Annotated in this window: 11 protein-coding genes; 8 read left to right on the forward strand and 3 right to left on the reverse strand. The window is 39.6% G+C overall.

Annotated features, from left to right (window positions below; all coding sequences use genetic code 11):
• Window positions 1-405: 405 nt before the first annotated feature.
• Together GARC_RS02735 and GARC_RS02740 are read right to left on the reverse strand one after the other, a co-directional pair.
• Complete coding sequence (locus GARC_RS02735; protein ID WP_039988548.1) at window positions 406-1,662, reverse strand: glycosyltransferase family 4 protein; 1,257 nt, start codon at window positions 1,660-1,662, stop codon at window positions 406-408.
• Window positions 1,663-1,687: 25 nt separating this feature from the next.
• A complete protein-coding gene (locus GARC_RS02740) occupies window positions 1,688-2,944 on the reverse strand; it encodes a GGDEF domain-containing protein (RefSeq protein ID WP_007616442.1) in 1,257 nt (418 codons plus the stop codon).
• Between the two features lie 139 nt (window positions 2,945-3,083).
• Here GARC_RS02740 and GARC_RS02745 point away from each other — a divergent pair, with 139 nt between their 5' ends.
• The 6 genes from GARC_RS02745 to GARC_RS02770 all read left to right on the forward strand — a co-directional run bounded on the left by GARC_RS02745 (window position 3,084) and on the right by GARC_RS02770 (window position 6,804).
• Window positions 3,084-4,148, forward strand: a complete 1,065-nt coding sequence (locus GARC_RS02745) for a 2-dehydropantoate 2-reductase (protein WP_007616445.1) — start codon at window positions 3,084-3,086, stop codon at window positions 4,146-4,148.
• Complete coding sequence (locus GARC_RS02750) at window positions 4,145-4,654, forward strand: hypothetical protein (RefSeq protein WP_007616447.1); 510 nt, start codon at window positions 4,145-4,147, stop codon at window positions 4,652-4,654. Before GARC_RS02745 ends, GARC_RS02750 begins: the two co-directional genes overlap by 4 nt.
• Before the next feature lie 47 nt (window positions 4,655-4,701).
• Window positions 4,702-5,106: a GNAT family N-acetyltransferase gene (locus tag GARC_RS25805; RefSeq protein WP_007616449.1), complete on the forward strand. Its 405-nt coding sequence runs from the start codon at window positions 4,702-4,704 to the stop codon at window positions 5,104-5,106.
• Window positions 5,107-5,502, forward strand: a complete 396-nt coding sequence (gloA2, locus tag GARC_RS02760; RefSeq protein WP_007616450.1) for an SMU1112c/YaeR family gloxylase I-like metalloprotein — start codon at window positions 5,107-5,109, stop codon at window positions 5,500-5,502. It abuts the gene before it with no gap.
• Window positions 5,503-5,564: 62 nt separating this feature from the next.
• A complete protein-coding gene (locus GARC_RS02765; protein WP_007616451.1) occupies window positions 5,565-6,227 on the forward strand; it encodes a peroxiredoxin-like family protein in 663 nt (220 codons plus the stop codon).
• 283 nt (window positions 6,228-6,510) lie between these two features.
• Complete coding sequence (locus GARC_RS02770) at window positions 6,511-6,804, forward strand: HigA family addiction module antitoxin (protein ID WP_007616453.1); 294 nt, start codon at window positions 6,511-6,513, stop codon at window positions 6,802-6,804.
• 23 nt (window positions 6,805-6,827) lie between these two features.
• Here GARC_RS02770 and cysZ read toward each other — a convergent pair whose 3' ends face one another.
• On the reverse strand, window positions 6,828-7,550 hold the full coding sequence (gene cysZ, locus GARC_RS02775) for a sulfate transporter CysZ (RefSeq protein ID WP_007616455.1): 723 nt from the start codon (window positions 7,548-7,550) through the stop codon (window positions 6,828-6,830).
• A gap of 196 nt (window positions 7,551-7,746) precedes the next feature.
• Between cysZ and smc the strand changes: the two genes are divergently transcribed.
• Both smc and zipA read left to right on the forward strand, forming a co-directional pair.
• Window positions 7,747-11,238, forward strand: a complete 3,492-nt coding sequence (gene smc, locus GARC_RS02780) for a chromosome segregation protein SMC (protein WP_007616457.1) — start codon at window positions 7,747-7,749, stop codon at window positions 11,236-11,238.
• A gap of 53 nt (window positions 11,239-11,291) precedes the next feature.
• A complete protein-coding gene (gene zipA, locus GARC_RS02785; protein WP_007616459.1) occupies window positions 11,292-12,731 on the forward strand; it encodes a cell division protein ZipA in 1,440 nt (479 codons plus the stop codon).
• The last annotated feature ends 64 nt before the right edge of the window (window positions 12,732-12,795 follow it).

Below are 12,795 nucleotides of genomic sequence, written 5' to 3' on the forward strand. Positions count from 1 at the left end.
GATCCGATTGTTATTTCCGCTATTTTCAGCACTTACCTTTTGATTTTATTAAGTATTATTTAATTTAATTTCATTTCATCATAAATACGAATAGTTGTAAAAACAAAAGGATCATGACTTCAACAACACTTTATGACTCCTATTAAAAACCATGTGAAAAATAATAGCCATAGTCAAATTAATAACTTAATGATTAGTTGAAAAATACAGTGAGACTAGTGAATTTTTATAGCAGGAAGAAATGAGGGCGTCACTTTACTATTTATATAACACTTGTGTTGATTGGTAGTGATTTTGATTAGTAAAGTTAAGTCAATATGAAGAATATTAAATACATGATTTGAATGTCGGCATGACAGGCATACTTGAATTAAACTTTACTCACTACAATTTTGACAAACCAATTTAGCGGTTTTTTGCTTCAATCCACTGTGCCATATATTGAGTGCTTTTTAACTGATGGTGTTGCAACATTTGGCCTATGAAGTTATCTGCACGATGTGTGCTTAGTTTGTTTTGTATATCAGTTATTCGTGCCAATAACTTTGCTTGGACTTCATCTTTGGCAAAATTGGTTTTGAGCAGTTGGTAACCTTGTTGTTGTTTTTGTTGCCATAAGCTTTGTTCCTGATATAGCTGCACTGCATGGTTAGCAATATTTTGGGCACTGTCTTCAAAACTATCAAAGGAATTTAAATCTGTTGTTAGACCCGGCCAGTCGAGCCCCATAGTCATGCCTTCAATTCCAATGTTGGTAGTAACGTTGGGTGTGCCACAAAACATCGCTTCGGCTAATTTACCTTTTATGCCTGCGCCAAAACGCAATGGAGCTAAACAGACTCTAGCTTGTTGCATCACCTGTTTGGCATCTTCTGCCCAGCCCTTGACTAAAAAGCCTTGTTTGGCGTTATGTAATTGGGTGGCCTTAGGTGGTGGGTAGGCGCCATAAATATGTAATTCGGCTTTGGGTAATTGTTTGCGGATCAAGGGCCAGATGTGTTGTTTTAAAAACAGCACTGCGTCCCAGTTGGGTTCGTGGCGAAAATTGCCAATGCTGATGAAGTGTTGTCTGTCTGCGTAGCTGTTTGTTGATGGGGAAAAGTGTTGCAAGTCGAGCATAAAAGGGCAGTGTAGTAGAATATGTTCAGGTACAGAATAATGCTTTTTGAGTAAATCTAATTCGTAGTCTGAAATGATCAAACTTAAGTCACAGCGAAAAATCGCGGCAATTTCACGTTTAGCCATATCACTGTTTAAATCAGCTTTGTTTAATGGTCGATTTTGTTTTAAGGCTTGGTGCCGTGCGTGGCGTAATGAATGTAAATCTTCGGTATCGAGTATACGCAGTGCGTCGGGGCAATGTTTGGCGACTCGCCATCCAAACTGTTCTTCAAGCATAAAGCGGTCGAATAACACTATGTTGGGATTGAGCTCATTGATGAAGTCATCAAAGCTGCTGCAATTAAGTGCCACTGTTTGTTCGTTAATACTTAGCTCGGTTAAATCTACTTTGTGTTCGCCTTGCTGGGCAGGGCTTGCAAAGGTGACTTGCCAACCTTGGTGTACAAACAAGGTGAGTAAGCTCAACATATGGCTTCCAGCCGCCGATGAATTGGGCTCTGGCCATACGTAACCCAGTACCAGTATTTTTTTAGTCTCTATCGATACTTGGCTCACAGGTTAATACTCATTGTTTGGCTACCTTCACACAATTTCTACCGGCTTTTTTTGCTGCATACAAGGCGATATCAGCCTGCTTCATTATGGTGGCGAAGTCTGAATGTTCTTTGGAGCGCTGGGCAACACCAAAACTAGTTGTCACTTTGACTATTTGTTCTTTGGCCGGTTTTTTAGCAGGGGCCTTTTTACCAGCTAAAGGCTTTTTCGGTTTTGCTGGGCGAGGTTTCGCTCTTAGAGCAATATCGTAATCAGCAATAGTTTGACGCACTAATTCTACAAAAGGCAGTACCTCGGCTGACGTTTTACGGGGAAAAACGATAATAAATTCTTCACCGCCAAACCTAAAGGTTTTACCTCCGCCTGTGACTTTATTTAACTTACTGGCCACTAGTTTTAATACTTCGTCGCCTACATCATGGCCATAGGTGTCGTTAAATTTTTTGAAATGGTCGATATCAGACATCACCACAGTATATTTACGACCAAGGGTTTGCACATATTGCATCAGCGCTCGCCTTGAAGGGATCCCTGTTAGTTCATCTTTAAAGGCCATTGTAAAACTATCTTTGAGTACTGAATAACAAAACAAGCATGCCAAACTAACAATAGTGATTAGTGCAAATTCGGCATCGCGATAGATATGCATAAACGCACTTAAAGCCAACGCAAAATACAATGCATTATGGGTATTATCTGTTTTGAAAAATAACCTTAACAAGCCAAGTAATAACCCAATGATCAGTAACATTGCGTTAAAAGGGGTGAGTAGGGAGCGTATATCCGCTGAAAGTTGGAATAAAAGACTGTCTAGAGAGGTTAGCCATGGCTGGCTGACTAATAGTATGTGTGGGATGGCTAACCAACTCAGTACAAATAACATCACTAATACGGTCAAACTAAAACATAAGTTAAGGGCAGAAAACCCTTTGTCCTTGCTATACAACAAGAATACAAACCCAAACAAGATACCACTGTATCTCACTTCAAATAATTCTGGTGTTAAAGTCAGTTCTTTATTTGCTGCTATTAATAAAAGCAATAAACAGGCGTAAACCAGTCGGCTTCGGCCAAACTGCCAAGCAATAATAGCCGCTATAGCCAAACTAGCGTAACTCATCCACCAAAGATTAACTATCCAGCTTAAAAGCAACTCAGTGTTAAAAAAATAAAAGCCATACAAAACACTAAAAAACAGCAGTGGAGGGAGGAACAACCAACAAAAATTAGTCAGTCGAGACAACAAGGGGGACAATTTAGCAGTCAATGATAAGGCTCACTTCGATTAAAAACAAATATAAAAACGCGGCTATTGTAAGTGAATTTACCCAGCGGCAAAAGGTCAACAGGCTCTTTGCTTTGTGATAAAGTATTTTTATTCTTTATCCAGAATATGCAGTTGAGCAATGACTGATTTTTTCCCATGGGAGCAACATACCGTTTTTGGTGCGGGCCTAATTGGTTGTTATCTAGGTGGCGCTATCAGTGTGCAAGGATTTCAAACAACCTTAATTTGCCGAGAAACAACCAAATCCAAACTCACTTCCGGTATAAAACTCACTGATTACCAGTCCCATGAGGCTATATTGCCTCATATTGAGGTGCTGGATGATAAACAACTATCCGCAACTAATATAACAGTCAAAAAAGCCCGCTTTTTATGGTTAACAGTTAAATGTACTGGCATTAAACAAGCGGTCTTAGATATTGCCCCTTTAGTTGATAACAATACCATTATTCTATGTTGTCAAAATGGCTTGGGCTCAGACGCAGCAGTAAAACAAGCCTATCCTGATAATATGGTACTAAGAGTCATGGTGCCTTTTAATGTGGTCGAACTATCGCCGGGACATTATCACCGTGGCTCAGAGGGAAAGCTGACAATTGAACAAACCCCACAGTCACAAATAGGCATTAATACCTTGGTTATGGCTTTACAATCAGATCTTTTGCCCATCACTACTACTGCAGATATGGATGCTTTGTTATGGGCAAAATTACAATTGAATTTGGGCAACAGTGTTAACGCATTAGCAGACATTCCGGTCAAAGCCATGTTAGAGCAGCGGCCTTACCGAAAAGTCATTGCTTTATTAATGAGTGAGTTATTAAAGGTGGCAGATGCCCATGGCATCAAACTACCAAAAGTAACTGCCATCTCTGCTCATAAAATCCCTATAGTTTTAAGGCTACCCAATTTTATTTTTAGCCGCGTGGCTAACAAAATGTTAGAAATTGACCCTAAGGTGCGATCATCTATGTGGTGGGACGTTTCACAAGGTAAACCCACTGAAATTGTGCATATAAACGGTGCTATTTTAAAACATGCTAAAACCTTAAATATTGCCTGTCCCGCGAATGAAAAGATCAGCTCTTTGATAAGCCAACTAAGTGGAAATGCAAGTCTTACCGATGAGCAAAAACCACCCATTGCCGCAGAGACACTTTTGGCTTGGGTATCTGCCAAATGAAATCTTGGTTGTTGATCGTGTTTATTGTTGCCCTAACCAGCTGTACATTGAGTAAACAGAACGGTAGCTTCTCAAATAGCAGCATACAAACAATTGATATGGGTAAGTTTTATGGATTAAGGATTATCGAAATAGCGGCCTTAGATTATCCTCAAGCAACAACGCAAACACTCAGCATTCCAAAGTTCACAGATATCGATAAAAGTAATTTCGGAGACAGCTTAATTCAATCGTTAAAAAGGTCTGATGTGCGTGTATTACCATCAGCCCAAACCAAAATGCATATCGAATTTACCAAGATTGCCTTAGTCGATGGTACAAATGGCACAATCATGACAATGAGCGCCGATGTCGCTGTAAGTAGAAATGGTATTATCAGCAGAAAAACAATCGAAATTAACAGTGATTCAAAGCTCACTATTGGTGCAACAAAAGATAATGGCGTAAGAATGTTTATTCAGGAGTTAGCAGAATTGCTAAGAGAGCAGTCATCCTTCAAACGCTAAAAAACTAGTTAGAATTGAAAAATAAGTCTATTGGAGATGGTAGAACAATGAAAATAGAAAGAACCCCACCTTCGGCTGATGAGTTAGCAAATATGTATCAAATTGCGGGATGGATTGATGATCCCAATCCAGACAAAATGCTCAAATCTGTCAATTCAGGATCAGAATGGTTTGTGGCACGAGATCTTGATGAAATCATTGTAGGAATAGGTAGGCTTATCACCGATTATGTGAGATACGGATTTATCATTGATGTCATCGTAAAAGAAGAACATAGAAAAAAGGGAGTGGCTACATCAATCATGCAAGCTGTTATTGCCGAGTGTCGTAGGCTTGATTTAGATAGCGTAAATTTATGGCCCAGTGAAGGAAAGATGCCATTTTATGAAGGGTTAGGATTCTATTCGCTTCCTGCTACTCAACCCCATATGAAATTAAGACCGGAGAATTAGATGCTAAAATCCATTCATCATGCAGCAATAATTTGTTCTGATTATGAAAAATCGAAACATTTTTATACTGCAATACTCGGTTTGGAAGTTATTGCCGAAAATTACCGAGAACCAAGGGACTCTTATAAATTAGACTTAAAACTTCCAAATGGCGGACAAATTGAGTTGTTTTCTTTTCCTAATCCACCCGCTAGGCCAAGTTTTCCAGAAGCATTGGGGTTAAGACATTTAGCATTTTGTGTGGATTCAGTTGAATCAATGTCAGATTATTTGGTCTCAAAAGACGTTAAGGTAGAGCCTATTAGGATAGATGAATACACCCAAAAGAAGTTTACATTTTTTAACGATCCAGATGGCCTGCCATTAGAATTATATGAGCAAAAAAGTACATTATAATTTTAACAAAAAGCGTTAAATAATCTGAACTCAAGTTAAGTTATAAATATGGAAGGAAAATAGTGACCAGTCTTAAAGCACAAACAGATCTACAAATAAGTAAAACTCGCCAAGCTAAACCAGAATTTATGCAGTCTCTCGACGATGTCATTGCCACAGCTAGAAAATTTCAACAAGGTGAAAAAGCCATAGCCATTGGGGAACAAGCGCCCGAATTTTTATTGCCCAGTGCTCAAGGTTATAATATTTCCTTAGCTAATTTACTAAGAAAGGGCCCTGTAGTCTTAACTTTCTATAGAGGGGATTGGTGTCCTTATTGTAATTTACAACTTAAAGCAATGCATGGGCGACTTGCAGAGATCCATGCCTTGGGTGCTGAGTTAGTGGCGATTAGTCCACAAGCTCCTAATGACTCGTTAACAAAAGCTGAAAGAGAAGAATTGGAATTCTGGGTATTGTCAGATCAAGATGCACGCGTTGCCGAGAAATACGGTGTGGCTTGGGAAGTGCCAGAGTTAATTTTGGAACATATGCGTAAAGACCGTAATCTTGAATTATCCGATCTAAATAATGGTAACGGCAGTGTATTGCCAATCCCTGCAACCTTTGTGATTGGAGTAGACGGCTTAGTGAGTTGGCGATATGTGGATGTCGATTACCGTCAACGTGCTGAGCCAGAGGATATTGTAAACGCGCTTAAGGACATTAAAGCCGGCACTAAATAGAGGTTTCTGATTAGGCATATCATCAATCTCTTGATGATATGCGCAGTAAATAGCTCTTTTTAGGAGTTAATTAGGGTTGAAAAAGCTACCGTAGACCCCTTGTTCTTATGGTGTCTGGCTTTCACCTCAGTCAATAACATATCTAGTAATCCAAACTGATTTTTTATCTGTTGATGCGTTATGCGCATCGCGCTATTGTTGACTCTGAGATTTTGTGTTTTATAAACAAAATCTCAGAAAGATCACCTGAATTACTCGAGTGCAGCTTAAGAGGACTAGTATTATGAAGATGTATAACCCGCCTCATCCTGGTGAGTTTATTAAAACAACCTACCTTGAACCTTGTGGTTATAGCTGTCGTTTTTTAGCTAAGCAGTTAGATGTGGCATCATCTACTCTTAGTCGTATTTTAAAAGGGCAGAGTGGTATTACGCCAGAAATGGCATTAAGGTTATCTAAGGCTCTAGGGCGTACCCCAGAGACTTGGCTGGCAATGCAAGGTAACTACGACCTATGGCAGGTTAAAAAAAATATTAACCTTCGTAATGTTCATGCCGTTTCTTTTAAAACAGTATAAATAAGACTCGCCAAGCTAAGCTTTTAGACTCGGTCTTTTAACTTATCAACCCACAGTGCAGTTGCCCCACACACTGCCACTGGCATCACTAAAAAATTGACTATTGGGATCAGTGAAAACACGCTAACAGTTATACCAAAACTAAAACTTTCTGAGCGTTGCTCGTGCAAAATTCGCTTCATATCTCTGAATGAAATTTTGTGGTTATCACAAGGGTAATCACAATATTGGATGGCCATCATCCAAGCTGAAAACAAAAACCATAGTACTTGACCTACTAGTGGCAAAATAAAGAACAGCAACAAAAATCCAATCGCTCTTGGTAAATAATAAGTGAGTTTAGCTAGTTCACGCCCTAAGGTACGTGGGATATCTTTAAACACATCCATTAAACCTGTATCGTCCATAGGTTGGCCAGTTAGATACTGTTCGACTTTTTCAGCTAATAATCCGTTAAAAGGTGCAGCAATCCAATTAGCCAAGGTGCCAAATATAAGCGCAAATATTAATAGAATAGTGATCACTGCTATCGGCCAAATGATGTAACTTAAGCCGTCTTTTAACCAACTTAGCCATTCCCAGTCAGGAATGAGATCAGTTAGCCAAATAATACTCGCGCTTATTTCGCCGAATAGATAATAAAACGCGGCGGAAAACAAAATTAGATTAATGGCCAATGGAAAAAATACAAAACGCTTTAGTCCCTTGGTTTTTATCAAGCTAAAGCCTTGGAAAAAATAGTCCATATTACACCTGTACTGATTGCTGTTTAACCTGTTGTAACAAGATGAAAATCAGCGTTTATTCTTAAAATAGTGGCTGTTATTATACGTATCTCACACTAGGGAGCAAAACGTCAATTGTTACACTTGATGACTTTTGGTACATTCAATCACTGAAACATAAAAATAATAACAATTTTCGGAATAACTCCATCTTTATATGCGCTTAAAAAAAATAAAGTTAGCTGGATTTAAGTCTTTCGTTGACCCAACCACTATCCCATTTCCAGATGATATGACTGCGGTTGTCGGGCCTAATGGCTGTGGCAAATCCAACGTGATTGATGCTGTGCGTTGGGTGTTAGGTGAAAGTTCTGCTAAAAATCTCCGTGGCGATTCCATGACAGATGTTATTTTTAACGGCTCAACAGCGCGTAAGCCGGTTTCTCAATGTAGTGTTGAATTGGTATTTGATAATTCATCTGGGCGTATTCAAGGTGAATATGCAGGTTATAACGAGTTATCGGTTAAACGTATAGTCACCAAAGATGCCCAATCGAGTTATTTACTCAACAATACTAAGTGTCGCCGCCGTGACGTAACTGATTTATTTTTAGGCACTGGGTTAGGACCTCGCAGCTACGCCATTATCGAGCAGGGCATGATTTCCCGTTTGATTGAGTCTAAACCTCAAGAACTAAGAGTTTTTATTGAAGAGGCGGCTGGTGTATCAAAATACAAAGAACGTCGCCGTGAAACTGAAACTCGAATTCGCCATACTAAAGAAAACTTAGAACGCCTTGAAGATGTACGTGGTGAATTAGGCCAACAATTAGAAAAATTACAACGCCAAGCTACGGCTGCTAAACGTTATAAAGAACTTAAACAAAACGAGCGTCGTTACAAAGCTGAATTAGCGGCTATTCGCTGGCTAAAACACAGTAAGAAAATCGACTCCTTAGAATCAGATATTTCCAAAAAAGATGCAGATATCGAAGCTTACGTAGCCACCCAACGTAATGAAGAAAAAGACATCACCGAATTTAAGCAACAGCAGCAAGATTTTAAGCAACAACTCAGTGATATTCAGCAACAAGTGTTTCGAGTCAGCACCGATATTACTCGCATCGAACAGAATCAAATTCATACTAAACAAAGACGTCAGCAAATCGAGCAAGAATCTAATTCCTTGCAAGAGGCCATTACCGATAACGAAATTCATCATCAGCAAAATCTCGACAAAATTGAAGAGCTATCTGAACAAATCGCATTAGCCGAGCCAGAAAAGCAATTATCTGAAGATCAGCTAGAGCAAGCGCAAAGTGTTTTGCTTGAAGCGGAAGAACAGTTTAGCCAGCAACAACATCAATGGCGAAATAAAGAGTTAGAATTTAATCAGCGCAAACAACAAGCCCAAAGTTGTCATGGTAAAATTCAATCTTTGATGTCGATGCAAATGCGTACCCAGCAACGTATTGGTGAGCTTAAAGATGAACTAAGCGAAGTGATAGATGATGAATTAACACTACAAATAGAAACGTGCCAAGACGAAATACTAATACTAGAAGAACAGGCTGAGCAAAGCGCTGAGAATACAGAGCTGACTTTATCTACGCAGGAAACTAGCCAAGTTGATCTGAAACAAGCAGAACAAAATCAAATGAAGTTAAGGGGCGAGTTACAAAGTATTGAAGCCCAACTAGCAGCATTAAACGCTTTGCAACAAAGTAGTGATCTAAATAAAGCATCTCAAGATTTTATTCAAAAATATCAGCTTACAAGCCAGTCATGGTGGCAAACCTTAGATATTCAAAATGGCTGGGAAGAGGCATTCGAAACTATTACCCAACAATGGCAAAGTGCCGTTTTACTGCCTCAAAGTAGTAACCAAGACAAATTAGTCGAGTTGTCTGGTTCTGCTTGGTTATTTCAAGATAGCTATATCGAAAATCACGGCGCTAAAATTACTGATAAAAGCATTGTGACTAAACTAAACAACAAAGCTGTGCCAAGCTGGTTAACGCATATTTTATGTGCCAACAATCTTGAACAAGGGTTGGCGATGTTAACTAACTTGGCAAGTTATCAAAGTGTTATAACCCAAGATGGTTATTGGTTAGGGCAGGGCTGGATGATAGTCGGAAGTGCCGACCAACAAAGCGGTTTGTTAAAACGCGCCAATCAGATCAAACAACTTGAAGCTCAACTTGAACTAGTGCAAAGCAAAATTTTGGCTGCAGATGTAGAAGTAAGTGATAAGGAAGATAAACTTATTGTTGCTAAGCGAAGCGCTGAAACGGCCAAGCAGCAATTTGAGCAACTTAAGCTCACTTTACAGCAAACCAAAAATCAAGCTCAATTATTAGCACAACAGCATCAACAGAACATGGACCGTAATACTCGGCTTTCCCAAGAATTGATACGCCAGCAAGATACCTCGGAAGAAGAACAGCAACAACAGCTTGAAGAGTTAGCGATGCAAGCCGAAGAGCTAGAACAAGCTGTTGAAGCTTTACAAGAGCAGCAACTTGAGTTTGAGTTAAACCGCGAACAGTTGCAGCAAAAAGTCGCTGATAGTCGTACTCAAGTAGAAAACACTAAAAATAAGTTACATCAATTGGCTTTGCATTTACAAAGTGTACAAAGCCAATATCAAGGATTAACGGCAAACCAACAGCGCGAAGCACTACTACTCAATAATATGCAGCAGAAATTGAGCTTATTAAAAACTGAGTTTGCAGAGTTGTCTTCGCCACTTGAAGACCAACAAGAGTCGTTACAACAGTTACTAGAACAAAAAGCGATGTTAGATATTCAGCAACAAGAGTTGCATGATAAACTAGCCGCGATAGACGAAAAACTGACAGTAGCAGAAAAAGGTCAACAGGGAGTCACAGATAAAATTCAGCTGATGCTCAGTGAATTGCAGAGTATTAAACTTGAATGTGAAGGTTATCGTGTAAGAGCCAATGGTGTATTAGAACAATTACAAGAGATGCATCAAAACCTTAAAGAGGTATTAGATACCTTACCTGAAGATGCAAATGAAACCAGTTGGCAAAACCTATTAGATAAAACCATTGCGTCTGTGGGAAGGCTAGGTGCGGTTAACCTTGCCGCCGTTGAAGAATATGATATACAAGCTGAACGTAAACAACATCTTGATGATCAAAATGATGATTTAGTGTCTGCTTTAGATATTCTAGAACAAGCCATTCGAAAGATAGATAAAGAAACTCGCTCACGTTTTAAAGAGACCTTTGATCAAGTTAACGAAGACTTAAAATTGCTATTTCCTAAGGTGTTTGGCGGCGGAATGGCTTACCTTGAACTAACAGGCGATGATTTACTCGAAACAGGTGTGACTATTATGGCCAGACCGCCGGGTAAGAAAAATAGCACTATTCATTTACTTTCTGGTGGTGAAAAGGCGCTGACCGCTTTATCATTGGTATTCGCTATTTTTAGATTAAACCCAGCACCTTTTTGTTTATTAGATGAAGTGGATGCCCCTCTTGATGATGCTAATGTGGTTCGTTTTTGTAAATTAGTGTCAGAAATGTCGAAAACAGTGCAGTTTATTTTTATTACGCACAATAAAATAGCCATGGAAATGGCGACACATTTAACCGGTGTGACCATGGCTGAGCCAGGTGTGTCACGAATGGTTGCTGTTGATGTTGATGAAGCTGTGGCCATTGCGCAGGCCTAAGCTCAAATACATTACCCCTTTTAATGAATAATAAAGAAGTACGAGTAAGTTAAATGGAAGCAGATGTTTTACGTTGGTCGTTGTTAATAATTGGCAGTTTGGTAATTGTAGGTCTTGCCGTCCACGGTATTTGGCTATCCCGAAAAAATGGCGAAAAAAAATCAAAGGCTAACAAACGTAACAACGATCAACAGTATCAGCCTTCTGGATGGCAATCTGATGACGATAAGTTCGACGACCTAGCAATTGATGCAAACGACGACATGGTTGAAGATTCAGATCACAAATTCGATTTTACAGTGGATGATATCCCATCTACCTTAGCCGAGTCGGCAGCAACAAAAAATGAATTTGATGATTTAGGACTTGGCGCCGTACGAGTTGTGTCTGGTGAGCCAAAAGTGGATATGGAAGCAGCTCCAGAACCTCTTGTCGAAACAAACACTGAAGCAGAACCAGAAGCTCCAACATCAACCAGCAAAATTTATGCGTCTGTAGTGACCCAGCCCAAACCAGAATATGCGGCTAAATATTCCTCTTTAGCTGCAGATACCGTGGCTATTTCACAGCAAGAAAGAGCGACATCAAACAAAAACAGTGGGTCGGAAAAAGTGCTTACTCCACAGTTTACAGCCGCTCCTAACAACGCTTTTAGTTCAAATGACGGTTATCAGGCCCCTGAACCACCACCATTTTTATTAAAAAAGGAAGTGTCAGAACCTCAAAGTGCTAGTGATACTCATGTTGAAACAGTTGCACCTGCCGCAACTGCAGCGCCAACCAAGAGCCATGCTACTGTTGTTGATAAGCAAAAAGAGGCCGAAGAAAAACCTCATGCGACTTTAGCTGAAAAACTGAGTTTATCTGAACAAGCTCGTAATTTGGTTAAACGTAAAAAAGCTGATTCACTTAGAAAACGTCGCGAGCCTAAGATGGCTGAAGATCAACTGCGCATCGATTTTGACGATGAGCCTGTTGCTGAACCAGAGTTAAAAGAAGCAAAAGCTAAGTCCGTTGAGCCGTCTGCACAACAGCCAGAACAACGGGCAGAACAAGAAGAGCAACCGCAAGAGGTGTTAGTGTTGAATGTAAAGTCGGCAGATGACAACCCCATTCCCGGTTCTGCATTGTTACCTATGTTGCTTACCTTAGGCTTTAAATTTGGTGAACAGGATATTTTTCATCGCCATGTTAACTCCAACGGTAAAGGACCAGTATTGTTTAGTCTAGCTAACATGTTTAAGCCCGGAAATTTTGATATTGATAGCCTTGAAAACTTTACCACTCAAGGGATTTCGTTATTTATGATCTTGCCGATTGAAGGTGAGCCTCATCAAGTGTTTAACATGATGCACAACGCTGCCCGAAAAATTGCTGAAGAGTTCTCAGCACAAATATACGATGGCAAACGTACATTATTAACCAAACAAAGTTTGCAGCAATACGTCGAAAAAATTCGTGAATTTGAACGCCAGCGCTTATTAAAAGGCTGAGTAACTAAACTCCCTACTATATAGTTTGCCCTAGAATAAATATTCGGGGCAAAGATCAACCCTC

The sequence above is a fragment of the Paraglaciecola arctica BSs20135 genome, assembly GCF_000314995.1.
Classification (GTDB): Bacteria; Pseudomonadota; Gammaproteobacteria; order Enterobacterales; family Alteromonadaceae; genus Paraglaciecola; species Paraglaciecola arctica.